Annotated in this window: 26 protein-coding genes and 6 pseudogenes; 20 read left to right on the top strand and 12 right to left on the bottom strand. The window is 64.7% G+C overall.

All coding sequences use genetic code 11. From position 1 onward, the window contains the following. Nucleotides 1-1,277: 1,277 nt before the first annotated feature. The 11 genes and pseudogenes from ACLKMW_RS04510 to ACLKMW_RS04460 form a co-directional block, all read right to left on the bottom strand. A complete protein-coding gene (locus ACLKMW_RS04510; RefSeq protein ID WP_415723163.1) occupies nt 1,278-1,667 on the bottom strand; it encodes a hypothetical protein in 390 nt (129 codons plus the stop codon). A 502-nt stretch (nt 1,668-2,169) separates the two neighbouring features. Continuing rightward, nucleotides 2,170-3,441, bottom strand: coding sequence for a hypothetical protein (locus ACLKMW_RS04505; RefSeq protein ID WP_415723162.1), 1,272 nt, complete (start codon nt 3,439-3,441; stop codon nt 2,170-2,172). A 228-nt stretch (nt 3,442-3,669) separates the two neighbouring features. Continuing rightward, complete coding sequence (locus tag ACLKMW_RS04500) at nt 3,670-4,671, bottom strand: MFS transporter (RefSeq protein ID WP_415723161.1); 1,002 nt, start codon at nt 4,669-4,671, stop codon at nt 3,670-3,672. Next, complete coding sequence (locus ACLKMW_RS04495) at nt 4,587-5,006, bottom strand: MFS transporter (protein ID WP_415723160.1); 420 nt, start codon at nt 5,004-5,006, stop codon at nt 4,587-4,589. The genes ACLKMW_RS04500 and ACLKMW_RS04495 overlap by 85 nt, the downstream gene beginning before the upstream one ends. Further along, a complete protein-coding gene (locus ACLKMW_RS04490; RefSeq protein ID WP_415723159.1) occupies nt 5,003-6,439 on the bottom strand; it encodes an FAD-dependent oxidoreductase in 1,437 nt (478 codons plus the stop codon). The genes ACLKMW_RS04495 and ACLKMW_RS04490 overlap by 4 nt, the downstream gene beginning before the upstream one ends. A gap of 56 nt (nt 6,440-6,495) precedes the next feature. After that, a complete protein-coding gene (locus ACLKMW_RS04485; protein WP_415723158.1) occupies nt 6,496-6,819 on the bottom strand; it encodes an ArsR/SmtB family transcription factor in 324 nt (107 codons plus the stop codon). Nucleotides 6,820-6,883: 64 nt separating this feature from the next. Next, on the bottom strand, nt 6,884-7,615 hold the full coding sequence (gene arsH, locus ACLKMW_RS04480) for an arsenical resistance protein ArsH (RefSeq protein WP_415723157.1): 732 nt from the start codon (nt 7,613-7,615) through the stop codon (nt 6,884-6,886). A gap of 115 nt (nt 7,616-7,730) precedes the next feature. Further along, nucleotides 7,731-8,153: an arsenate reductase (glutaredoxin) gene (gene arsC / locus ACLKMW_RS04475; protein WP_415723156.1), complete on the bottom strand. Its 423-nt coding sequence runs from the start codon at nt 8,151-8,153 to the stop codon at nt 7,731-7,733. Further along, nucleotides 8,150-8,593: pseudogene (locus ACLKMW_RS04470) on the bottom strand (arsenic resistance protein); the annotation flags it as partial. The pseudogene ACLKMW_RS04470 and the gene arsC, both read right to left, overlap by 4 nt. Continuing rightward, a pseudogene (locus ACLKMW_RS04465) lies at nt 8,586-8,745 on the bottom strand (arsenate reductase/protein-tyrosine-phosphatase family protein); the annotation flags it as partial. The pseudogenes ACLKMW_RS04465 and ACLKMW_RS04470, both read right to left, overlap by 8 nt. Nucleotides 8,746-8,758: 13 nt before the next feature. Further along, nucleotides 8,759-9,091, bottom strand: coding sequence for an ArsR/SmtB family transcription factor (locus ACLKMW_RS04460; RefSeq protein ID WP_415723155.1), 333 nt, complete (start codon nt 9,089-9,091; stop codon nt 8,759-8,761). 208 nt (nt 9,092-9,299) lie between these two features. On the opposite strand from ACLKMW_RS04460, the pseudogene ACLKMW_RS04455 reads away from it, so the two are divergent. The 19 genes and pseudogenes from ACLKMW_RS04455 to ACLKMW_RS04365 form a co-directional block, all read left to right on the top strand. Beyond that, a pseudogene (locus ACLKMW_RS04455) lies at nt 9,300-9,446 on the top strand (metal-sensing transcriptional repressor); the annotation flags it as partial. Then, nucleotides 9,409-10,170: pseudogene (locus tag ACLKMW_RS04450) on the top strand (MFS transporter); the annotation flags it as partial. The pseudogenes ACLKMW_RS04455 and ACLKMW_RS04450, both read left to right, overlap by 38 nt. Nucleotides 10,171-10,176: 6 nt before the next feature. Continuing rightward, the gene (locus tag ACLKMW_RS04445) at nt 10,177-10,614 is read left to right on the top strand and encodes a YqaA family protein (protein ID WP_415723154.1); all 438 of its coding nucleotides are present in this window, start codon (nt 10,177-10,179) and stop codon (nt 10,612-10,614) included. 5 nt (nt 10,615-10,619) lie between these two features. Then, nucleotides 10,620-11,306: pseudogene (locus ACLKMW_RS04440) on the top strand (HoxN/HupN/NixA family nickel/cobalt transporter). 122 nt (nt 11,307-11,428) lie between these two features. Then, a complete protein-coding gene (locus ACLKMW_RS04435) occupies nt 11,429-12,253 on the top strand; it encodes a chromate resistance protein ChrB domain-containing protein (protein WP_415723153.1) in 825 nt (274 codons plus the stop codon). After that, nucleotides 12,250-12,867, top strand: coding sequence for a chromate transporter (locus ACLKMW_RS04430; protein ID WP_415723152.1), 618 nt, complete (start codon nt 12,250-12,252; stop codon nt 12,865-12,867). Before ACLKMW_RS04435 ends, ACLKMW_RS04430 begins: the two co-directional genes overlap by 4 nt. Continuing rightward, nucleotides 12,774-13,499 carry a chromate transporter gene (locus tag ACLKMW_RS04425; protein WP_415723151.1) on the top strand — a complete coding sequence of 242 codons (726 nt, stop codon included), beginning with the start codon at nt 12,774-12,776 and terminating at the stop codon, nt 13,497-13,499. The genes ACLKMW_RS04430 and ACLKMW_RS04425 overlap by 94 nt, the downstream gene beginning before the upstream one ends. 988 nt (nt 13,500-14,487) lie before the next feature. After that, nucleotides 14,488-14,934 carry a hypothetical protein gene (locus ACLKMW_RS04420; RefSeq protein ID WP_415723150.1) on the top strand — a complete coding sequence of 149 codons (447 nt, stop codon included), beginning with the start codon at nt 14,488-14,490 and terminating at the stop codon, nt 14,932-14,934. Then, nucleotides 14,924-15,328: pseudogene (locus ACLKMW_RS04415) on the top strand (TniQ family protein); the annotation flags it as partial. The gene ACLKMW_RS04420 and the pseudogene ACLKMW_RS04415, both read left to right, overlap by 11 nt. Nucleotides 15,329-15,354: 26 nt before the next feature. Continuing rightward, nucleotides 15,355-16,164 (top strand): hypothetical protein, encoded by an 810-nt coding sequence (locus ACLKMW_RS04410; protein WP_415723202.1) that lies wholly within the window; start codon nt 15,355-15,357, stop codon nt 16,162-16,164. A gap of 487 nt (nt 16,165-16,651) precedes the next feature. Beyond that, a complete protein-coding gene (locus tag ACLKMW_RS04405; RefSeq protein ID WP_415723149.1) occupies nt 16,652-16,990 on the top strand; it encodes a hypothetical protein in 339 nt (112 codons plus the stop codon). A gap of 93 nt (nt 16,991-17,083) precedes the next feature. Further along, nucleotides 17,084-18,583, top strand: coding sequence for a multicopper oxidase family protein (locus ACLKMW_RS04400; RefSeq protein ID WP_415723148.1), 1,500 nt, complete (start codon nt 17,084-17,086; stop codon nt 18,581-18,583). 26 nt (nt 18,584-18,609) lie between these two features. Continuing rightward, complete coding sequence (locus ACLKMW_RS04395) at nt 18,610-19,050, top strand: DUF411 domain-containing protein (protein WP_415723147.1); 441 nt, start codon at nt 18,610-18,612, stop codon at nt 19,048-19,050. Nucleotides 19,051-19,084: 34 nt separating this feature from the next. Further along, nucleotides 19,085-19,213 carry a hypothetical protein gene (locus tag ACLKMW_RS04390; protein ID WP_415723146.1) on the top strand — a complete coding sequence of 43 codons (129 nt, stop codon included), beginning with the start codon at nt 19,085-19,087 and terminating at the stop codon, nt 19,211-19,213. Beyond that, nucleotides 19,210-19,476 (top strand): c-type cytochrome, encoded by a 267-nt coding sequence (locus ACLKMW_RS04385; RefSeq protein WP_415723145.1) that lies wholly within the window; start codon nt 19,210-19,212, stop codon nt 19,474-19,476. Before ACLKMW_RS04390 ends, ACLKMW_RS04385 begins: the two co-directional genes overlap by 4 nt. Further along, nucleotides 19,473-20,018 (top strand): TlpA family protein disulfide reductase, encoded by a 546-nt coding sequence (locus ACLKMW_RS04380; protein ID WP_415723144.1) that lies wholly within the window; start codon nt 19,473-19,475, stop codon nt 20,016-20,018. The genes ACLKMW_RS04385 and ACLKMW_RS04380 overlap by 4 nt, the downstream gene beginning before the upstream one ends. Before the next feature lie 8 nt (nt 20,019-20,026). Continuing rightward, complete coding sequence (locus tag ACLKMW_RS04375) at nt 20,027-20,659, top strand: SCO family protein (RefSeq protein WP_415723143.1); 633 nt, start codon at nt 20,027-20,029, stop codon at nt 20,657-20,659. Nucleotides 20,660-20,842: 183 nt separating this feature from the next. Beyond that, nucleotides 20,843-21,970, top strand: a complete 1,128-nt coding sequence (locus ACLKMW_RS04370) for a multicopper oxidase domain-containing protein (RefSeq protein ID WP_415723142.1) — start codon at nt 20,843-20,845, stop codon at nt 21,968-21,970. After that, entirely contained in the window at nt 21,967-23,178 is a 1,212-nt protein-coding gene (locus ACLKMW_RS04365; RefSeq protein WP_415723141.1) for a ZIP family metal transporter, read from the top strand. The genes ACLKMW_RS04370 and ACLKMW_RS04365 overlap by 4 nt, the downstream gene beginning before the upstream one ends. Nucleotides 23,179-23,208: 30 nt before the next feature. Here ACLKMW_RS04365 and ACLKMW_RS04360 read toward each other — a convergent pair whose 3' ends face one another. After that, nucleotides 23,209-23,397: a hypothetical protein gene (locus tag ACLKMW_RS04360; protein WP_415723201.1), complete on the bottom strand. Its 189-nt coding sequence runs from the start codon at nt 23,395-23,397 to the stop codon at nt 23,209-23,211. Here ACLKMW_RS04360 and ACLKMW_RS04355 point away from each other — a divergent pair. Continuing rightward, on the top strand, nt 23,312-23,656 hold the full coding sequence (locus ACLKMW_RS04355) for a transglutaminase-like cysteine peptidase (protein ID WP_415723140.1): 345 nt from the start codon (nt 23,312-23,314) through the stop codon (nt 23,654-23,656). The two genes, ACLKMW_RS04360 and ACLKMW_RS04355, sit on opposite strands and share 86 nt — an antisense overlap. The last annotated feature ends 12 nt before the right edge of the window (nt 23,657-23,668 follow it).

The raw sequence follows: 23,668 nt of genomic DNA, 5'->3' as shown, positions 1-23,668 counted from the left end.
GATTGCATCTGTGCAACCACACTCTCGCAGAGCGCCGGGCGCGGTTCACGCCTCATGGAATCTAAAGCCGGGAGCCAAGCTGGATCGCCCCCGACCGGGCTCTGCAACCCCGACCAGCGCCGCCCGGTCGGGGGCTCGCGTCGCGGCCAATCGAACCTCGCAGCGGCATTTCTACTTTGCAGACAATAGCGTCACTGTCGCATTTCTACTTTGCTAAACCCGTCTCATCTCTAACTTGCTTTGACATGATATGGCGCCGTCATCGGGATGCAGCCCGGCTGCATTTTGACTCATAAGTTCTGTATTTCGACTCAAAAGTCTGCATAGCCCATCTTGGCGTCGAGAATGCCCACCTTGGCGTCAAAAATGACGGGCGTGAATGTCTGCTAGAGAATTTTCGAGCGTTCGCGTCTCGGACGCGTCATGCATGCGGCTCTACGCCGCGAACGTCGACGTCGTCCGGAAGCCTTGCAGAAGCGCGTGTCTGCAACCGACAACTCTACGCTCTGCCCAGTTGAATCCCTGCGGGCTATTGAACGGTCGAATGACCAAAACCGACACGCAACATTAGATGAGACGAATCCTGGAGTTCCCAAAAATCGCCTGTCAACGAGCCAGCCATGGCAGGTGGACGTCTGAGAGAGACCCAGCTATCGGTCTCCCTCAATTTGATCTTGGACGCAAGTTCGGTGATCTAATTGGAGTGCACGCCATGCAGAGGCTCTCGATCCGAATAGCAATGTGACGCCGCCAGCGTGCCTTCAGGCGCGCGTCGTCCGACGCTACATGCTCCCATGACTTATCGCTACACAGCAGACACCCATTTTTCGCATGCGCTGATGCCGACGGCCTGCAACAGACTTTTTCAAGCACAGTGGAAATGGATGAGTTCCTGATCCGCGCATGGAACTCGGTCGTGATGCCGGACGACACGGTCCTTCATGTCGGCGATTTTTCGATGGGCCTTCATGACGGCGACCCGCGTTCCAAAGCAGCGAGCAGCCGGACGCGGTCGCCAAGCGGACAATGCCATCGGGGCATAGCGCAGCAGGTCACGGGCATTGGCCAGCCTGGTCCCTGCCCTGATCTCCTGGGCGGGGAGCACGGCTTGTCCGCGAAGCGCAGCAGCAGGAAGCTGCCCTCTTCGAGACTCTTGAGACGCTGGATGTCCGATTCGTAGACCTCGGCAAGCTCGGCGAAGCGCCTCAGCATGGCATGGATCTCGCCCGCCTTCGCGCTCGCGTCAGCGCGCTGGTCGAGCAGGTTCCGCCGCTCTGCTACGAGGAGGTCCAGCTCCGCCTGCCTCGAACGGACTGTCTCTCCGTGCTCGGCGACGGTCTTCTCCAGCCGCTCCATTTGCGCGGGATGCCTTCGACGCTATCGACGGCCGACAGCTCCTTTTCCACTCCCTCCAGCATCTCGCGAAGCAGTTCCGTCTTGCCTGCGTTGGCGGCCTGCAACGTCTCCCTGCTCGCTACGGCGACGACCGCAGAGTCGTCGCGGCCGGTCGGCAGGAACCTGAAGACGTTCTTTTCGAGCGTCCCGAGGGTTCCCCGTCTTGACGCTATCGGACTGGCTTCGTCGATCATGCTCCTTTCGGGCACCAAGACATACGGGATGAAGTGGCAGAAGCTGAACGGGGCCTTCTTCCCCGTTTCCTTCTCCACGACGAGCGCGGCCGCGATGTCGAGAAGCGCCAGCAGCGCTTCCGAAGCCTTGTCGCCCGAGCAAAATCGAAGGATTCGATCGTGCTCCGCAGAGCATCGTCCATCGGGACCGGGTACCCTTGATCACATGGGCGGCGCACCGTGCGTCCCAGGCGCCCAACATCTCGGCCTTGAACTTCGAAGGTTGCCTGAGCCATGGCCGGGCTGGCCGCGAAACGCCGCTAGGGGCGACAAAGGAATAGCTCAGAGGAGCGGGAAACTCGCCGCGCGAGGCGTAGTAGAGCACCTTTCCGACTTCCGGGAACGTCTCAGGCTCGCCCCGCGTCCGGGAAAGATGCTTGCACTGGTAGTCGTGCCACCCGCCTTCGAAACCGCGGTCGGACACCAGGCCGGCGACGTCTATGCCCCCGGTCACCGCCACCTGCAGGCCGTTCCCAGCCGCGATAGCCGCTGTCGCCGCCCTTGACCCACGACTCGACAAGCTTCTCCAAGTCCGAAGGACTCAGCTTGCTGATCTGAGTTTCCAGGTCCTGCACCCGCTAATCCCCTCCCTCGCACGTGGCATTGACGCCGCACGCGAGCCTCGCCCGATTCTTACAATAGAGCAGACGACACGTTCCGCGCTACCACGGATCAGCGTTTCCGCGCCCTCCCCGGCAGCAGTTTGACGCAGGTTGCCAAGGTCTCGGCATCCATGCAGAACTCCTCGGGTCGCCTTCCCTTGAGTGCGTTCTGCGGCTGGCGCATCCACAGTTTTGCGTAGTCGTCCCTCTTGAAGTCGGCCTTGGCGGCGGCGGGCCTGGCGTTCCCCTTCCTCCCTTACGGCTGACCTCCAGCGGTCGAGAGCATCGGATGCCTTCCAGTAGGACTGCGACCTGCGCGCCATCGCCGCCGGCGAGAGGCCGCCGAGCGAATCCTGCGGTGACGACATCCGTTCCGAGGCGGCGCCCATCGCTGCCATCACGGATTTAGCCAAGCTCGCCTCGCGATCTCCGGCTTCGCGCTCGACCTTCTCCGCGGCCTCCTTTGCCCGCCGTTCCTCCGCAGCGCAGTGAGCGGCCGCCCGCGCCTGCGCTTCCTCGAGCACCGGAAGCCCCAGAGATTCCGTGACCTGCGGCGGACGCATCCACATCTCGGCGCGCAGGCGCTCGAGCTTTCCGGCAAGTTCCTCGAAACTCCCGTCGTCTGACAGGATGGCTTGGGAAGGCGCGACTCCATTCCCGTCCGGCAGGTCAAGCCAGGCCTCGAAGTCGAAGCCCTCCTTGAAGGCGGCCCGCACCGGAGACAGTGTCTGGCTCACAAGGCCGCGGAGTTGCTCCTTCCTCTTTCCGGGTCGCTCCCGGAGGTCCGCCGCTTCCTTGATGGCGCCGTAGAGCCTTTTTCCTCCGGCGATCCGTCCCCGAAGGTCCGGAGGCATGAGCATTCCGGCCTTCTCCATCCCGTCGAGAAAATCGCCGACCGCCTCCCACGGCGTCCTCAGGTCGCGTTCGGCGGCCCGCCGCATGGAGGCGGCCACCTCTTCGCCGACATACCCGAAACGCTGCGCCACCCAACCGTTCGCCTTGATCGCCGAGAACACATCCTTGCGTCTGAAGCCTTCCTTTGCCGCGAGGCCGAACTGGAGGAGCGCGAAAGCCTTCCATTCTTCCTCTCGGATCAGGAATCCTACGGCAAGACCCTCAGCCGCAGTTACCGACGCCAGTCCGTGCGCGGCGGCAGTCTCCTCCCATTCGTCACGAACTTGTGAAGCGCCGTTTCGCCGGACGACGTGCACGTCCGACCTTCTGCCGCGGCCGCGTGCTGGAAATGCTGCCTGCGGACCCCCTTGTGCGCGACCATCGCCCTGCCGCACCCGGGGCAGACACATCGGCAGGCAAGGCCCCTTTGGGCTCCGTCGATGTGAACGGATTCGCCCGTATCGGCTGACTCGGCGACAGTCCGCTTTCCGTCAGACGTGCAGTACAGCAGTTCAGCAAGGGTTGGAACGCGTTGAGCCATGGTTCTATGGCCCAACTGAATCTGGATTCGGCTCTCGATGCAACGGCGTGCGTTCCTGCTTCCAAGTCCTCCGAAGGCGTCCGAACAGCGGGGAGCCGCTCGTCGAAGCGATGCTCCTCTCTATCACACGTCTATCGGCTTTTTCCGGCTGCAAACCAGAAGCCAAGACACAGGGTGAGAGAACCCGCAAAAATGGCCACCAGGACGGCATCGTAGCCGCCGCTGGCTGCCATATGACGGCTGCCGCAAGTGGAGCCGCCGCCTGCATGAGGTTCATCGGAGCGACGAGAGAGCCATTGACTGCGCCGTAAGCTTGCCGCGTCACCATTTCAGGCACGGCTATCCCCCGCACGATGGTGATCATGCCGTTGGCTGCCCCATAGAAGGCGGCGATCGCGGCGATCGCCGAAACTTCAGGCGGGGCGAATGACAGGCCGATCACGGCAAGGGGGAACACGATCACGACCGCCGATCCGATCGCCTTCACGGGAGCGCGAGGCGCGAACGCCATGATCGCAATCCGCCCGATGACTTGTGCCGGACCGATCACGGCCATGACCGTCACGACCCCTGCAGCGTCCAGGCCGCGCTCCAGTAGCAAGGGGTAGAAGTGATAGGTGAGCGACGAAAAGGCTGCAGCGTAGGAGACCCAGGCCAGCATCAGCCCCCAGTAAGACGGCTTCCTCATGGCTGCCGCCGCGGCGTGCTTCCCGGCCAGCGGCGCCACCTCGTCCGGGTGCGCGATCCGCGCCGGGGAATCCTTGGAAGGGTCAATCGCAATCAGGTACAGGCCGCCGCAGACGATGCCGTTCACGGCGGCCATGCCAAGGAGCGCGCCTCGCCATCCATAGATGTCGATCAGCAACTGGATGAGCGGAATGAACACCGTGCTGGCGAAGCCGCCCCAGAGCGTCAGGGTCGTTATCCCCGCCGCGCGTTCAGGGGTCCCACCCGCCGTGCTATCACGGCGAAAGCGGGCTCGTAGAGTGTCGCTGCCTGCATGCATCCTAGAATCGCCATGACGGCATAGAACGCTGTCAGGCTGGAAACTTGTGACCAAGCGACAAGCAGCACCCCGGCGATCGCCGACGCGAGGGACATGAGCGCGCGGCCGTGGCCTCTGTCGATTGCCGAACCGACCGGATACGCAGCCAGCCCAGCGAGGAACATGCCGAGCGTAGCCGCGCCATAAAGCTCGGGCTTTGACCAGCCGAGGTCGGTCCGCATAGCCTCCGCGATCAGGGGGAAGCCGTAGAACAGCGTTCCCCACGAGCATATCTGGGCGGCTCCCAGGGCGCTGATGAACCATCCGGTTCCCGCGCCTTCTCCTGCTGGCTTCACGCGGCGCTCCGGCAGCACCCGGCAGACGCGGCGGGAGCGGGTTCAGATACCCGTTCTCCGCATCCGCACCCTGCGTCCCCAAGTTCCTTGGCCACTGCGTCGTCAACGCAACAAGCGTCGACAGCTTCAGGAACAGGACCGCCGCAACACCCCGATGCGCCATCGCGGTCCCCGGCTGAAGGCACAGCATTGCAAACGCCAGTCTCGGGCAGCACCAAGTGAACTTCGCGCGCGGCCTTCGCGTCGCCGCCGATCTCCGCGACGACGGACCGAACCTGCTCGTATCCGGTAGCCATCAGGAAGGTCGGCGCGCGACCATACGACTTCGAGCCGACGATGGTGAAGCCCGGTTCCGGGTGGGCGAGTTCCTCGATTCCATGCGGCGGGACCGTGCCGCATGAATGGAAGTTCGGGTCGATCAGTGGAGCGAGCGCCGGCGGCGCTTCGACGGCCGGGTCGAGCGCAATGCGGAGTTCACCAAGGAACGACAGGTCGGGACGGAAGCCAGCCGCGACGACAATCCGGTCCACAGTCAGGCTGAAAGGCTTTCCCGCCAGCGTCGCGTCGACGGTGAGGCTGTCGCCATCGGTTTCGACGCGGTCGACCGAGAACGGGGCCAGCATGTTCAACGTGCCGTCCTCGATCGCCCGCTTCGCGGCTAACCCCAGCGCGCCACGCTCGGGCAGCTGGTCGTTCAGCCCGCCGCCGAGGAGCTTCTCCACGCCGTTCCTGCGGAGCGCCCAGAAGATCTCGGTTCCGGGGGCCTCATTCTGAAGTTCCATGAGCGCGAGCGCGACGTTGATCGCCGAGTGGCCACCGCCGATGACGAGAACGCGCTTCCCGGCGTAGTCGCTCCTGGCCGCCCCGAGAACGTCCGGAATGCCATAGGCGATCCGGTCCCCCGCCTCCTGCTCGCCAGGAACCCGGAGACCGTCAACGCCGATAGGATTGGGGCGTGCCCAAGTGCCGGACGCGTCCAGCACGGCCCGGGCGAGCACGCGGTGCTCCCCTTCCGCGTCCTGGTAGTGGACGACGAACGGCGAAGCCTCGCGGCCCTCGTTCGAGACCTTGTCGTGTCCCTGGCGCGCGATGGCCGTAACCGTCGCCCCTAGCCTCAGGTTCGACGCGATCTCCGGAACCGCCGCGAGCGGAACGAGGTAGTCGCGCACAATCTCGCCCCCGGTCGGCAGCCTGTCGGGATCGGGAGCGCGCCAGCCAGTCCGTCCGAGGAGGCCGCGCGCCGCCTCGTCGACGTTGTATCGCCAAGGAGAGAAGACCCGGACGTGCCCCCACTCGAGAAGCGCAGCCCCGACGCTCGCACCCTTCTCAAGGACCAGCGGCCGGAGACCTCGGCTGGCCAGATGTGCCGCGGCGGCGAGGCCGACTGGGCCTGCACCGATGACAGCGACCGGAAGATCGGGAGGAAACGTCATGTTGATAGCTTCGATCTTCTGGCATGTTCGAATTAATCGGCAAAAAAACAGAACGATCAGGTGAGTTCGGCTTTCCTGGCGACTGGCGGACAGGAACCGTCGGCACAGCATTCGTCGGCGAGATAGCCGATCAGGGACTGCATCGCAGGATAATGGGCACGGCAGATCAGCGTGGTCGCCTGCCGCTCCTGCGAGACGAGGCCCGTGTCGATGAGCCGCTTAAGGTGATGCGAAAGGGTGGAGGCCGGGATGTCGAGCTTGTCTTGAATCCGCCCGACGGGTAGGCCCTCGTCGCCAGCCCGCACCAGCGTGCGGTAGAGCTGCAGCCGCGTCGGATTGCCCAGGGCCTCGAGCTGCAATGCTGCTTTTTCGAGTTTCATGGAATTAACCTACATATCCGCGATGTCGCCGTCAAAGGGAATTTCGAGGACTCTCGAATTAGCGTCACTGCGACCGCTGGTTCACCCGCCTGGAAACCTCCTCCGCGGTCTCGACGCGCTCCGAATAGCGGTCCGTCAGGTAGCCAGTCCGATCGCGCAACAGCAGGGTGAACTTCATCAGCTCCTCCATCACGTCCACGATCCGGTTGTAATAGGACGACGGCTTCATCCGTCCCGCCTCGTCGAACTCGTTGAACGCCTTGGCGACGGAGCTCTGGTTGGGGATCGTGAACATCCGCATCCAGCGGCCGAGAACCCGAAGCTGGTTGACGGCGTTGAAACTCTGGGAACCGCCGCTGACCTGCATGACCGCGAGCGTGCGGCCCTGGGTCGGGCGAACGCCGCCGAGCGACAGCGGCAGCCAGTCGATCTGGGCCTTCATGATGCCTGTCATGGCACCGTGCCGCTCCGGCGAGCACCAGACTTGGCCCTCCGACCACAGGGACAGCTCGCGCAGTTCCTTGACCTTGGGATGATCGGCCGGCGCGGAATCCGGAAGCGGCAGTCCGGAAGGATTGAAGATGCGCACTTCGGCACCGAGCCTTCGCAGGATTCTCGCCGCTTCTTCCGTCGTAAATCTGGAATAGGAGCGTTCCCGTAGGGACCCGTAGAGCATCAGGATGCGTGGCGGGTGCGTGGCGCGCGGTGCGTCGAAAAGCGCGGCCGGGTCGAGAGGCTGGAACTGGTCCTCGTCAATGTTCGGGAAGGTGTCCATCGGACGTGCGGCGTCAGTCATCGGCGAACTCCAGGCACTCGTGCACGATGCAACGTGAGCGTAATTTCGATTTACTTGGAAATATAGATGGCATCGCATGCAGGTCAACCCTGCTTCGAGAAAAATCGAAATAGCGTCAGCGCACGCGCCTGCCCGACGCGTCGATCACGACCTCGCCGTCGTCCTTCGTGAACGGTCCGATGTCTGGATTTGGCAGGATGTCCAGGACCGCCTCCGAAGGACGGCACAGCCTCGTGCCCTTCGGCGTGACGACGATCGGCCTGTTGATGAGGATCGGATGCGCGGTCATGAAGCCGATCAGTTCTTCGTCCGTCCACTTTGGATCGCCGAGCCCGAGTTCCGCGTAGGACGTGCCCTTCTCGCGCAGCAGCTCGCGCGGGTTGATGCCCATCGCGGCAATCAGCTCGATCAGCTTCTCGCGCGACGGCGGCGTCTTCAGGTATTCGATCACCTCCGGCTCTTCGCCGGACTGGCGGATCATGGCGAGGGTGTTGCGGGACGTGCCGCAGTCCGGGTTGTGGTAGATGGTGATCGTCATTCGGCAGGGTTCCTGATCACGGTCGGAGCGACGGCTGAGCCTTCCTCATACCAGTCCTTGCTGCGGTTCACGATCCAGACGACCGACAGCATCACCGGAACCTCGACCAGCACGCCGACCACGGTGGCGAGCGCCGCGCCCGAGTTCAGGCCGAACAGGGCGATCGCGGCCGCCACGGCAAGCTCGAAGAAGTTGGACGCGCCGATCAGCGCCGACGGGCCCGCCACGCAATGCCGCTCCCCCGAGATCCGGTTGAGCAGGTAGGCGAGACCGGAGTTGAAGTAGACCTGGATCAGGATCGGCACGGCGAGAAGGGCGATCACGAGAGGCTGGGCTATGATGTGCTCGCCCTGGAAGCCGAACAGCAGGACCAGCGTCGCCAGCAGCGAGACGAGCGAGACGGGCTGGAGCCTGGCGAGCAATCCGTCGAGCGCTGCCCGGCAAAGGGATGCACCTCTCCCTTGGGCTGGGAACCTGCCGAAAACGCCTTGAAGCGGCCCTGCCCTACCCGGTTCAGGATAGCCTCGGCAAGGATCGACCGCGCCGAGTTGCCCGTGCACAGGAACAGCACGTTGAATGGATCGTCGCTCATTCCCAGGTTCCTTCTAACATTCGCAGGTGACCGCATCGATGACGGGGCGGCACAGCTCCGGCGAGCCGTTGCAGCAGTCTTCCATCAGGTAGGCGAGCAGGTCGCGGAACCCGGTCATGTCGGCGACATAACGAACGACGCGGCCGTCCCGCTCGGTACGGACAAGGCCCGCGTGATGCAGGATTTTCAGGTGCGCCGACGTGGTGTTCTGGACCGCGCCGAGCCTGGAAGCGACTTCGCCGGAAGGCACGCCCTCCGTCCCTGCCTTCAAGAGAAGCCGGAAGATGTCGAGGCGCGTTTCCTGTCCGAGCGCCGCCAGCGCGGCCAATGCAATCTTCTTGTCCATGTATCCGCAAATCCAGATATGATGGATATACGGGCCACATATGACACTGCCATGACAGCAGTCAACAGGATGCGAGCGACTTCGCGGGTCACCGATCAAGAGCCTGCCCGCCCTCCCGAAGCTCGCCGGGCGTTGTTGTCGAGACGATGATCGTACGGCATCGGCCAATCTTCGTTGACGTGTCCTATGGGGGAGGATAGGAAGCGCCATGACCGATCACCGCCATGCCCCTCATGCCGACATCATAAAACGCCTGAAGCGTGCCGAGGGACACCTGCGCAGCGTCGTCGCCATGATCGAGGGCGGGAAACCGTGCCTCGATAGTGCTCCCCAGCCCGAAGCCCGCGAAGCCGCGCGGCATCTATGACCGCACCACGTGCGGCATCCGCATCTATCTCGCCACGCCTCGCCTGCGAGGCCTGCTCGCCATGAGCCTCGCCGTCGCGTCGGCGGGCGCACTCGTGATCGTCAACACCGTTGTCTACGTGCAGTCCGCTTTCGGCCTCGACCAACAGGCGATGGCCATCGCTCTCGCGGCCTTCGGCGGCGGCTCCATGCTGGCGGCGCTCGCGCTCCCGCGCCTTCTCGAAACCGTCCCCGACCGCACGGCCATGCTCGGAGGCGCTGGGCTGCTGGCCGCCGGGACACTGGCCGCAGCCGCCTTGCCCTCCTATCAATGGCTGCTGCCGCTCTGGTTCGTGCTCGGCCTCGGCTATTCCATGGCCCAGACCCCGTCCGGCCGCCTGCTGCGGCGTTCGGCCAACCCGGAAGATCGTCCGGCCCTGTTCGCCGCCCAGTTCGCCCTGTCGCATGCCTGCTGGCTGATCGCCTACCCGCTCGCGGGATGGGCGGGCGCAACGCTCGGCCTCCCGGCGACGGCGGCAGTCCTTGCCGCAGTGGCGGCTGCCGCAATCGGCATCGCGCTGACGGTCTGGCCTGCGGAAGATCCGGAGGCTGTCGAACACAGCCACGACGACCTGTCTGCGGACCATCCACATCTCGCTGGACCGGGACACCGCAGCCACTCGCATGCCTTCGTGATCGACGATCTCCACACCGCCTGGCCGATGAAGGGCTGACACGGGGTGGATGTTCTTCTCGCGTTGACAGGCCTGTTCGCCATTGCCTTTGTCGCCGCGACCATTCTCCCGGCGCAGTCCGAAGCGGCTATGGTTGGCCTCCAACTGGCGGGCTATCCCGTCGTCCTGCTCGTTGTCGTAGCCAGCGTCGGCAACACGCTTGGAGCCGTCGTCAACTGGGCTCTCGGACGCGGCGTCGAGCGCTTCAAGGATCGGCGCTGGTTCCCTGTTTCTCCCGCGTCGCTGGATCGGGCATCGGCCTGGTACCGCAAGTGGGGCCGCTGGAGCCTGCTGCTGTCGTGGGCGCCTCTAGGCGGCGACGCGCTCACCGTCGCGGCAGGTGTCCTTCGGGAGCCGTTCTGGAGCTTCCTTGCGCTCGTGGCGATCGCGAAGACCGGACGGTACGTCGTGCTCGCCGCGGCGACGGCGGGGCTGGCAACATGATATGGCTGTTCCAGGACCTCGTCGCGATCCAGCGCGAAATCTACCTTGCCTTCGCCGACCGCATCCGGGAGTTCGCGGAGACGGGGAACTGGTCGCTGCTGGTGGCCTACCTGCCGATGGGCATCCTGTTCGGCGCTGTACACGCCCTTACGCCCGGCCACAGCAAGGCGGTGCTCGCGACTTACCTGACGGGATCGACCGCGAGCGTTCCGCGCGGGCTGGCGGTCTCGCTGATCATCTCTTTCTTCCATGTCGGCATGTCGGTCCTGATCGCGCTGCTGTCGCTGCCGCTCGTCTCAGTCGCGCTGGGCAGCGTCGGCCGTGCACCGCTGCTGGAGGAAATCAGCCGCGGACTGCTCGGCGTGATCGGTCTCTGGATGCTGTGGCAGGGTTTCCGTGGAGCGGGTCACGCACACGGCTGCCGGACTCATCCCCTGTCCGCTCACCCTTTTCGTCATGACCTTCGCGATCTCGCGGGCCGTGCCTGAAGCTGGCGTGGCTTTCGCCGCCGTCATGATGGCGGGTGTGGCCTGGTGCCAGCCACGGTCGCGCTGGCGGCGATCCTGTTCAGACAGCAGTTGCTGCGGCTCCTGTCGTCCCGGCCGAAGCTCGTCGACCGCGTTACGCGGGCGATACAGATCGGGGCCGGGCTGGTTCTCGCCACAGTCGCCCTCAACGCGCTGGCTGCTTGAACGCAACCGCTTGACAGCGTGCCTGCATCGGCGCGATGAATCTCGCATGGGGATTGCGGTCTCCCCATGAGGCTACGGCCAAAGAATCGCGTCCTGATGAACCCGGCAACGGAGGACGCGCCATGCCATCTCCCACGACCATATCGGTCGACAAGCTTTCCCGATTATACGGAACCCCCGGCTGCGCAACGCTGGTCGACGTGCGGACGGACGAAGACTTCGCCGCCACCCCGCGGCTCGTTCCCGGGTCGGTCCGAAGGTCCCATTCATCGGCTCCAGAGTGGGCCGTAAACCTCGCCACACGTCAGGCGGTCGTCATCTGCCGGCAAGGCAGGAAGCTCAGCGAGGGCGTGGCAGCGTGGCTGCGCCATGAGGGTATCGCAGCAGAAGCGCTGGAAGGCGGCTTCGATGCCTGGACCGCCGCGGGTCTGCCCACAGTGCCCGAGGAACGTATCCCGGCCCGCGACGGGCAAGGGCGCTCTGTCTGGGTGACACGGGCGCGCCCCAAGATCGATCGCATCGCCTGCCCCTGGCTCATCCGCCGCTTCGTCGATCCGCTGGCGGTCTTCCTGTTCGTCGCGCCGCAGGAGGTGGAGGAGGTGGCCGACAGGTTCAACGCCGTTCCCTTCGACGTGGAGAACGTGTTCTGGAGCCACCGTGGAGAGCTCTGCACCTTCGACGTGATGGTCGAGGAGTTCGGCCTCGCCACCGAGCCGCTGATGCGGCTTACGAAGATCGTCAGGGGCGCCGACACCGCGCGTCTCGACCTTGAACCAGAGGCGGCGGGGCTGCTCGCGGCGTCGCTTGGGCTCTCGAGGATGTTCTCGGACGACCTTGAGCAGCTTGAAGCCGGGCTGACGCTCTACGATGCCTTCTATCGCTGGGCGCGCGATGCGACGGGCGAGACGCACAACTGGCCCTCGGCGAAGGCGGGAGGCACGAGATGAGCGCGCGCCCTTCCGTTCAAGCTTCCACTGATCCCCTCGGCGCGGCCGACCTGTCCCCGCCCGTGCAGTCGCCGGGCCAGATATTCGTCCGCTTCCTGCGCTTCGGCCTGCTCGCCTGGGGCGGTCCCGTCGCGCAGATCGCCATGGTCCGCCGCGAATTGGTCGACGAGGAGCGCTGGCTGTCCAGCGGCCGCTTCAACCGCCTGCTGGCCGTCTACCAGATTCTTCCCGGGCCGGAGGCGCATGAGCTCTGCGTGCATATCGGCATGCTCGCCGGGAAGCGGTTCGGAGGCCTTCTCGCCGGCCTCGGCTTCATGCTGCCCGGCTTCGTGCTGATGTTCGCCCTGTCCTGGCTCTACTTCACGATCGACATCACACAGTCCGCGCTGGGGCCGATCTTCCTCGGCGTTCAGGTAGCGGTCATCGCCCTGATCGTGCGCGCGGTCCACCGCATCGGCGAACACGTCCTGCTCGACAGATGGCTATGGGGGATCGGGTCGCGAGCGGGCTGGCGGCGCTGTTGGGCACGAGCTTCTGGATCACGCTTCCGGCGGCTGGCCTCTGCTATGTGCTGGCGAGGCGGGGACAACGCGCGATGGCGGCTGCGGCGCTGATCGTAGCGGCCATCCTTGCCTATGCCGTCGGCCCCGAGGGGATCATGCAGCCCCTCTCGCCTGGCCTCGCGTCATCGGCGGACGGGATGGCAGGCCAGCCCTCATTGTTCGGGCTCTTCCTCTCAGGCCTCAAGGCGGGCCTGCTGACCTTCGGAGGCGCTTACACGGTCATCCCGTTCCTGCGCGACGACGCGGTGGGCAACGGGTGGATGACCGAAGCCCAGTTCCTCGACGGGCTCGCGCTCTCGGGAATCCTTCCGGCCCCGCTCATAATCTTCTCGACATTCGTCGGTTACTTCGGCGGCGGTCCGCTTGGCGCGGTCGCGATGACAGTCGGCATTTTCCTGCCCGCCTTCGGTTTCTCGCTGCTGTTCCACGAGCGCCTTGAGCAGGTCGTCGAGAACAGGACCCTGCACGGCTTCCTCGAAGGCGTAGCCGCCGGGGTGGTCGGCCTGATCGCCACGACGGCGCTGGAACTGGCAGTCACGCTCGTCCGGCGGTTGCCGTCGCTGCCGTCGGGCATGCTCGTCTTCGTGCTGGCGCTTGCCGTTCTTTGCCTCTGGAAATCGAAGCTGAACGTGGTTTTGGCGATACTCTCCGCGGGCATGCTGGGGTGGGTGCTATTCGGGTAGAGGCTGCCTTTCGGGCCATCTAACATCGGTTGATGTGCCTGGTGGCCAGGAATTCATTCTGGCGTCTGCAAGTACGCGGCGCACGTCGTGAAATCGCCGCAGAGAGTAGCCGGACAAGCGCGCGGTTGACGTAGCAGCACCGGGCGCGATGTCCTGCGCGACAAAGATTTCGATTATGGTTAACGGTTTCTCGCAGGATTCCAGGCCGCAGAGGCGAGCCCGCTTGCCGCCGCTCCCGCTCGGGGGTTCGGAAGAAGCCCCTCGCCCAATCCGAAAGATGCTTTCATGCGGCGTCGGGGCTCCGACGGCTATGAGGCTGTGAGGCTGTGAGGCTACGGGTCTCATGGATTCCAGACCCCGGCAGAACGCAGTCGTCCGAACACGAATCGTTCACGAAAGCATACGGTTGGCGGAATTTCCTGAGCGCTTGGCGGGACTTGATCTGATGTCGGAAATGAGGCGACGTCGCATCGAAGCCAGGACGCGGTCGCAGACGTCAGATAACGGACAGGCGCAGCGGAAGGGGGAGAACTCACGAGGCGATCCTCCCGGCCACGTCCGGACTCATTGTAAGAAGACCAATTCCAGCAAGGAAAACGGACGGGCGAAAACAAGGAATAGAAGGAGAAGCTTAATAAATCACCGGCGCCACCGCACGCTTGCGACCCATTGCGGGTGAAGCCGCGCATTTCCAACCCGAAATCGCTTGCATCTGGAGGGAAACTGATGTTCCTGTTCCGTTCCATTCTGACTGACAATCGCGGGGCCTTCCCGCATCCGTGGAGCGAGGACGTCATGCGTCTCGTCATATCCATAGACAGGCGAATATCCGCCTGACCTAACGCGGTTCCGCGTCGGGTCGCCATTCACCGAGTCAACTTGAAAGCCTTAACGCCGCTCGCAGGAGCGCGATCCGGGACACACGTGCGTCTGCCGAATCCGTTCGGCAGCCGAGGACCGTCTGCGCCCGGATTTCGGGAGAACCCTGATGAACCTTCTATCGCAGGGCCAACGACTTTCGAATGGATTGCTTGCCATCGCCGACCCGGGCCGTGGCTCGTTCGACGTCATCCGTGCAAACGTTCCGTTCCGTGGCAGGGAGCCGGCGCCTTGCCACCTGAGGCCGGAAGGCCGCTGGGTGAGGCCCGGCAATTCCTACAGGAACGGATATTCCCTTAGCTGCTGGGGGCACGGGCAGCTTAGCTTCCTCGTGTTCCTGATCCGCGCGACGGAAATCGCCGTCAAGGCGGCATCCGGGGACCTGAACATCCTTCATCTAGGAAAGGCGTTCGACGAACTGAAACCGCGCGGCACGAAGGGCAATCCGTTTTCCTGCAAGTCAGTTCGGTTCCCGCACGATTACCTCGAACTCCTCATTGAAGGCGTCCGGCGGAAGAGCGGCCTTCGCAAGCGCGCGAAAGAGGATGCCGCATGACGAGACGGTACAAGCATGCCGGCGGGCGCACGGTCCTGCCGCTCTCGCCCGGCAGGAGCCGCACGAGCCCGCCCATGCCATCATTGCCAAGGCTGCGGACCTCAACGTGCCGGGAGCGGCAAGCTTCTTCAGACAGCTCCTGGACGACCAGCCTGGCCGTCTCGTGACGAACGTGCGGCCTGACGCCGTCGCGCGCTTCTGCGGCGTGTACGGGAGGATGCTTCGCCATGCGTCACCCCGTTTCGAGGGCATAATGGTGTCCGTCATAGGGGAAAGATTCCGGGCTAGCGATTACTCGACGGCGTACAGGCGCTGGTGCCCCGACTGCCTTCTCGAGACGGGTTCACACCGGACCTGGTGGGAACTGGCCTACGTCACGTCCTGTCCGCGGCATCAAATCGTGCTCTCCGAATCCTGCAGATGCGGAGCGCGTCCGACCTGGGCCTCGTCGCCGAGCGTCCTCCACTGTCGGTGCGGACGCGAACTGGCTTCGTCACGGGCCGACCGCTGGATGCCCGCGACGTGGCCTTCGACGCCTACCTGATCGGCCGGATGACGGGCGAGAGGGCGCAGCCCGTCCGTTGGCTGGACGCGATGGAGATGCACGAGGTGATGGACACGGTCGGGGTCGTTGGCAGGTTCGTCCTCGATCCGTTTTCCGAGACCGCCTTCTCGTATCGGCAGGAGGACCGCCGCCGTCTGATGTCGGCAGGCTTCAACGCGATCCTCGACGTTCCCGCGGCTGTCGCCGCCACGCTCGAGCGCGTCTACGCCGGGATGGAGGGCATGCTTGCGCCGCCGCATTTCATGCATTCCGACGAGTTCAGGTTCTGGCTCGTGCGGGATTTCAGGAACGGGCTGAAGGAGACCATCCGGCATAGCATCCGCAGCTGGACCGAAAGCCGCACGCTCGCGATCGGTCCGCGCGACGTCCCTTACGGATATTTCACGCTGGAACACGCAGGAGTCTTGTGCGGCTTCGCCCCCTCCTCCGGCGCAGGGCTGCGGCCGCTGCCGGCCGTCTCGCGGTCGCTTGGCGTTCCCGTCGCCGGACTGGTCCGGGCGGCGCTCGAGGGCAGGCTGCGCGCGGTTAAGTCAGGGGACGGGATCGGCCTGTCGGGGGTTCTTGTCGACGTGGAAGAATCCGCCTCGCTGGCGTCGCTACGGATGAGGGCGGCCTGCGACGGCTTCGCCTCGTCCAGCCGACTTATGGCTCAAAAATACTCCTGAGATGCGCTTTCGCAGTCGCTGGCACGCGTGATCGAGGACGATCTCGGCTGGCGCATCCACAGTTTTGCGTAGTCGTCCCGCTTGAAGTCGGCCTTGGCGGCGGCTCGCAGCGTGGCCAGGGCCTCGTCACGGCGGACCTGGCGTCCCCTTCCTCCCTTACGGCTGACCTCCAGCGGTCGAGAGCATCGGATGCCTTCCAGTAGGACTGCGACCTGCGCGCCATCGCCGCCGGCGAGAGGCCGCCGAGCGAATCCTGCGGTGACGACATCCGTTCCGAGGCGGCGCCCATCGCTGCCATCACGGATTTAGCCAAGCTCGCCTCGCGATCTCCGGCTTCGCGCTCGACCTTCTCCGCGGCCTCCTTTGCCCGCCGTTCCTCCGCAGCGCAGTGAGCGGCCGCCCGGGCGTCGCAAAAAACCCCATCTGAGGAAGCCTGCGACCATTCCGATTCTGGACACGGTGCGGAGGCAGGACTAGTGTCCGTTTGATGAACAGGCTCGTCCGCGTCCTCGCAGTCGTCTTCCTCGCGGCCTTCGCCGCGGGCACGGCAGCGCATGCGGCGGCCGCCACCAACATGTCCCTGAAGATGTCCATGGCGACCATGGACGACGGTGGCATGGCCGATTGCCAGGACTGTCCCGGCGATGACGCGCAGGCGACAGCATGCGACCAGTTCTGCGTGACCACGCTGGCCGCGATCTGCCCGCCTGCCGCGACCGAACATCCGCACGTCGCAGCCAGCGTTTCTTCGCCACCCGCGGAACGGTCGGACGGCCGCACGGGTCCGCCTGATCCCTACCCTCCCCGAACCACCCTCCTGAGCTGAAGCGGCCGCGGAGCATTCCGCTCGCGGCCGAACTCGTCGACGCGCCTGGCTAGGTCCGCGCGTCACATGAGGCTATTCCAGGATGGTTGATCCATGTCCGATTTTCGTGCGCCGACGCTGACGCGTCGAGCCTTCATTGCATCCGCCGCAGCCCTCTCGGCGAACGCGATGCTCCCGCTGCAATCCATTGCCCTTGCCGCAGGCGTTCGGGAGTTCCGACTCCGCGCCGGATCGGGCCGCGCCCAGATAGCGCCCGAGCCGTACGGGGAAACCCTTGTCTGGTGCTACGACGGCAAGCTGCCCGGCCCGGAAATCCGCGTCCGCCAGGGAGAGCGCCTGCGGATCGCGGTCGAGAACGGACTCGAGGAAGAAACGACCGTGCACTGGCACGGGGTGCGCGTGCCGAACGCCATGGACGGGGTGCCGCACCTCACCCAGCCGCCGATCGCGCCAAGCGAGACCTTCACCTACGAGTTCGACGCGGTCGATGCGGGCACCTTCTGGTACCATCCGCACCAGCGCAGCTTCGAGCAGGTCGGCCGCGGCCTCTACGGCCCGCTGATCGTGGAGGAAGCCGATCCGGTCCGGGTCGACCGCGACGTCACCTGGGTGCTGTCGGACTGGCGGCTGACCAAGACCGCCGAGATGCGCAACGACTTCGGCAGCCGCCACGACATGATGCACAACGGCCGGGTCGGCAACACGGTGACGATCAACGGCCGCGTGCCGGATATCTTCCGGGTCAGGAAGGACGAACGGATCCGCCTGCGCCTGATCAACGCCGCCAACGCCCGCATCTTCGCCCTCGACTTCGGAAGTCACGAACCCGTCGTCATCGCGCTCGACGGGCAGCCTGTCGAGCCGCATGCGCCGGAAGGCGGACTGGTGGTGCTCGGACCCGCCATGCGCGCCGACATTATGCTCGACATGACGGCTGATGCAGGAAGCCAAGTTTCGGTGATCGACCGCTTCTACGAGGGCCTCGAATACCGCCTGATCGATCTCGCCTATGAAGACGAGCCGCTGAGGGACAAAGCCCCCGACTGGCCCGTCGTCCTGCCGCCGAACCCGCTGCCGGAGCCGGACCTCGCGACGGCTGCCCGCCACGAGGTCACCTTCAACGGCGGCATGATGGGCGCCATGGTGATGCGGGAGATGGGCGGCAGCATGGGAGACATGGGCAGGGATTCCTCCGGCGCGATGGGTGGCATGATGGGTGGCATGATGGGCAACATGAGCGACATGATGAACATGATGCATTCCGGCGGCATCTGGTTCATCAACGGCGTGGCCGCGGAAGGCCACGTCATGGACCCGATGCTGACCCTTGCGCGCGGCAAGAGCCACGTGATCGCAATGACCAACGCGACGGCCTGGGACCACCCGATGCACCTGCACGGTCACTCGTTCCGGGTGATTTCCCGGAACGGCAAGCCGACGCCGCGACGCGAATGGCAGGACACGGTACTCATGTCGCCGCGCGAGCGTGTCGAGATCGCCTTCGTCGCCGACAACCCCGGCGACTGGATGTTCCACTGCCACGTCCTCGAACACCAGGCCGCCGGGATGATGGGCGTCTTCCGCGTCGCCTGACCAGTTTCCTCGAAAGGAGAACCGAAATGCGAAAGTTGCTGAACACCCTTTGCCTGGCTGCCTTCGTCTGGGGGACGGCTCCGGCCATGGCGGGCGAGAACGAGGTGATGCTCTACAAGAACCCGCAATGCGGCTGCTGCGAAGGGCACGCCGAGCACCTGCGGCAGAACGGCTTCAAGGTCACCGAGCAGGCCACGCACAACCTTGCGCAGATGAGCAGCGAGGCGGGCATTCCCGAGGAGTTCCAGGGCTGCCACCTGGCCTTCGTCGACGGCTATGTCGTCAGCGGCCACGTTCCCGCCTCGACCGTCCGCAAGCTCCTGACCGAGCGGCCCGACATCAAGGGCGTGACTCTGCCCGGAATGCCGACGGGCTCGCCCGGCATGCCCGGACCCAAGGAGGGTCCGCTCGAAGTCCTCGAGATCACCAAGTCGGGGACTGTGGGCGGGGTCTACGCGCGGGAATAGTGCCGCCTGAGCCCAAACCTGGAAGGAGCCGGCGATGATGGACGGTGGAACGATGGGCGGGATGATGTGGGGCATGGGTCTGGTCTGGCTGATCGTCGTGATCGTGCTTGTCCTCGCGGCCGCGGCCTTGGTGAAGTACCTGTTCTTCAGCAGCCCCAAATGAGCAGGAAGGTCGTTGCCCTCGGCATCATGGGAGCGCTCTCGGGTGCTGCGGCCCCCGCCCTGATCTGGCTGTTCCGGATCACCAAGGAAGGACCCGCCGTTGTCGCGCGCGGCGGCTACGAGAGCGACATGCCCGGATTCCGGGATGTGCTGAGCGACAACGAAATCCGCTCCGTACTGGCCTTCATCAGGAGCACATGGCCGGAACAGGAGCGAGCCTACCAGGCGCAGATGAGCCGCCAGGAAAAGGAGAAGGCGCAGTGAGAGCGATCCTGACGGCGCTTGTAATTGCTCTCGCGGCCGCGAGCGGCGCGCACGCGCAGGAACGGACAGTGATGCCGCTGCACGAGGAGCCGCAGCCCTTGCCCGAACTCGTCTTTGCCGACGAGTCGGGAGAGCCGCGATCCCTTGAGGACTGGCGCGCCAAGGTGGTGCTGCTCAACGTATGGGCGACGTGGTGCGCGCCCTGCCGGGCCGAGATGTCCACGCTCGACCGCCTGCGGGAGCGGCTCGGCGGCGAAGGGTTCGAGGTTGTCGCCCTTTCGGTGGACCGGGCCGGGGCCAGCGCGGCCAGGCAGTTCTTTGACGAGATCGGGGTCAAGCTCCCAATCTTCATCGACCGGGACGGGGCCGCTATTCGTTCGCTGGGACTGTTCGGCCTGCCAGTCACGCTGCTCATCGGCCCGGATGGAAACGAGCTCGCGCGGCTCGCCGGACCCGCCGAATGGGACACCCCTGAGATGGTCGCCTTCCTCGAAGGGGTCATAGAACGGGAACTCGACGACCAAACTGGAGAACGGAGATGAACAGAAGAGTGCTTCTCACCGCGATGGCCGCAGTCGCGGCTGCCGCATTGCCCGCGCATGCCCACCATCCAGGCGCTGATCTCGACAGGCTGATGGGCAGCGAGGAGAAGTACTTTCAGGCGATCGACGCTCCGGCAGCGCCCGGCTTCGAACTGGCGGATGCCGAAGGCAACCCGGCTCGGCTCTCGGACTTCTCGGACAAGGTGGTCGTGCTCAACTTCGTCTTCGCGAGCTGCACGGACGTCTGCCCGCTGCACTCCGACCTGATCGCCCGCGTCCAGGCCATGGTCAACGAGACGCCGATGAAGGACATGGTGCAGTTTCTGACGGTGACGACTGATCCGGCGGCGGACACGCCCAAGGTGATGAAGGCATACGGCGAGGCGCACGGGCTGGACCCGAGCAACTGGGCCTTCCTGACCACCCGCGAGGGACAGGCGGAGGACGCAACGCGCAAGCTGTCCGAGGAGTACAACGTCCGTTTCGATCCGCTTGGGGGCGGCCAGCAGATGCACGGCGTGGTTACCCACGTGATTGACCGCGGCGGGCGTTTCGCGGCCAAGTTCCATGGCCTCCGGTTCGATCCGCTGAACCTGGTCATGTATGTCAACGGTCTGACGAACAACATGAAACAGCCGTGACCAATTGACTTGGTCGAGGACTACTGCCTCAACGTCTCGGCCTTCTTCTTCAGGGTCTTCGCGCCGACGACGAGATCAACACAATCCTTTTTTTCCGGCTGCGGTCCCCGTTAGGCTTCGCCCCGATTGCGAAACAATCTGATTAATGGTAATGCAAATAGTTCTCATTTGCAGGATTTGGCTATGCCCGAAGTGCGAGTCTGGTTCCGCGAAAAGATCAGCAGGCGCGGTCTGCTGTGGGGCGGCTTGGCGGCGGCCGGAGGATCGGCGATAGCGGGGACGGCGAGTGGCCAGTCAGGTCATTCCGGCCATGGGGCCGTGTACTCCGGGAACGCTGAGGCGCCTCCGGCGCACCTGACCACACACGGCTCGATGATTACCGTCGGAGATGTCGACGCCGAGCGGAACGGCTTCGATCCTTCCAAGATGGTGACGGACTGGGAAAAGGGTTCGGTCTCGACACTTGCCGACGGACGAATCCTTCGGACCTTCGAGATAGAGGCGGTCGACAGGGAAATCGAAATCGCGCCCGGGATCATGTTCCCGGCTTGGACATATAACGGACGGGTTCCAGGGCCAGCGCTGAGGGCCACCGAAGGCGAGCGCCTGCGGATCGTTTTCCGCAATTTAGGCTCGCACCCGCACTCGATGCACTTCCACGGCATTCACGCCGCAAGGATGGACGGCGTTCCGGGAGCGGGCTTGATCAATCCGGGCGACGAATTCGTCTACGAGTTCGATGCTCGTCCGTTTGGATGCCATCTCTATCACTGCCATGCGCTGCCCCTGAAGCGGCACATCCACAAGGGCATGTACGGGCTGTTCGTGATCGATCCGGATCCGGTCCGCCATCCGGAGCTTGCCGAGGTCGCCCGTTCCCGCCTGCTGGGCACGCCCGAAAACGCCGAATGGCAGGAATTCGCCATGGTGATGAACGGCTTCGACACCAACTTCGACAACGAGAACGAAGTGTATGCGGTGAACACCGTCGCGCACGCCTACATGAAGCGGCCGATCAGGATTGTCCGCGACCGCCCTGTCCGCATATATCTTGCCAACGTCGTCGAATTCGACCCCATCAACTCGTTCCACCTGCACGCCAACTTCTTCGACTATTTCGAGCAGGGAACGACGCTCACGCCGACTTTGCGGACGGTCGACCTGATCACGCAGGTGCAGGCGCAGCGCGGCATTCTCGAGTTTACCTACAAGGATCACGAAACCGGGCTCTATATGTTCCACCCGCACCAGTCTGAGTTCACCGAACTCGGCTGGACGGGTATGTTCGACGTGGTGGAGGCGGTCGCATGAACGACGCCTCGCCGATCACAGCCGCCGACGCGACGCCTGTCGTGGCAAGAAAATCCCGCGCCGCCCTGTTGTGGTTGGTTCTGCCCATCGCGGCGCTTGCTCTGGCGATCGCCTGGCTGCTGATCGCGGACCCGCTCAGAAACTTCGGCAACGGCGCTCCGCCGGTCGAAAACCTGACCTTCGAGAGGACGATCCTTTCGTCCGACGGCATCCGCGTCCTGATCCGCGCCGGGGGCTCCGAGCCGATGACGATCGCCCAGGTCCAGGTCGACGACGCATACTGGCAGTTCACGCAGGAACCCGAAGGGCCGCTCGCCCGCGGTTCTACGGCATGGCTGCATCTTCCCTTCCCGTGGGTGCTGGGGGAGGCACATGCCATCAACATCGTCACCAACACCGGGGCGACGTTCGAGCACGAGATCGCGGTCGCGGTGCCTACCCCGACGCGGGATGCAAGGAGCCTCGCGTCCCAGGCGCTCCTCGGCGTCCTTGTCGGCCTCGTTCCGGTGGCCATCGGGATGATGTTTTATCCAGCGCTGCGCGGTGTCGGCCGCAACGGCATGAATTTCCTGCTCGCCCTGACAGTCGGCCTGCTGGCATTCCTGCTCGTCGACACAACGGCGGAAGCTTTCGAACTGGCGGCCGAGTCGGCCGCCCTGTTCCAGGGACAGGCCATGGTCGTGCTCGCAGCCGCGGCGAGCTTCCTCCTGCTGATGGCGGCTGGCCGCCGGGACGGAGTGCCGACAGGGCTTGCGCTCGCCACCTTCATCGCGCTCGGCATCGGCCTGCACAACCTTGGCGAGGGACTGGCCATCGGCGCAGCCTTCGCGGCGGGCGCGGCCGGACTGGGCACGTTCCTGGTGTTGGGATTCATGCTGCACAACATCACCGAAGGCATCGGCATTTCCGCGCCGATGCTGAAGAAGCGCCCGCCTTTGTGGAGCTTCGTCGGCCTGGCTCTGCTGGCGGGTGGACCCGCCGTCATCGGCCTCTGGATCGGCAGCGTCGCCTATGCGCCGCAGTGGTCGGCGCTGGCTCTAGCGATCGGTGCCGGAGCCATCCTGCAGGTCGTCGTCGAGGTCATGGCGTACCTGATGAGGTCGGACGGGAGGGGCCCCGCGGCGGCACTGACTGCGCCGGCCACGATGGCAGGATTGGCTGCAGGGGTTTCGTTCATGTATTTGACCGCGATGCTCGTCAAAGTTTGACCCTGCCGCGACACGATTGTCCCGGCTGGGTCACTCCTGCCGGATGGTCTCGCGGCTGTGGCTGCTGGTCGCGGCGGATTCGAATTCCAGCTCTGTATGATCGATGCCGAAGGACTCTCGAAGACGCTCCTTCATGGTTCGTCTGAGGATATCCACCTCCTCCAGATTTGCTAGGCGGACCGCCACATGCGCCTCGGCCGCCAGCCGCTCCATCCGCATCCTGGATGCCTCCCCGGCGCCTCTGTCGGAGACGTTCCGCCAGCGGATTTCCGAGGTCAATCTTGACGTCAACCAGTCGGTCGAGCCGATGAGCGACCTCGATCTGTTCGGCAAGGAGGAACTCTTGACGTATCCCGGAAAGGCGGGGGACTGCGAGGACAGAAGCGCCGTGTCCTTCGCCAGGAAGGCGACGTGCGCCAGTCGTGTCTCGGCGCTTCGGCCACATCCCGCCATTGCGATAGCGCGGCTGTCCGACTGATGCCTCCAATTT

Source organism: Borborobacter xinjiangensis, from assembly GCF_047739745.1.
In the GTDB taxonomy this organism is placed as follows: Bacteria; Pseudomonadota; Alphaproteobacteria; order Rhizobiales; family Rhizobiaceae; genus Pseudaminobacter.
The sequence above is the reverse complement of the archived record's forward strand: the minus strand, read 5'-3'. Positions and strand labels throughout refer to the sequence as shown.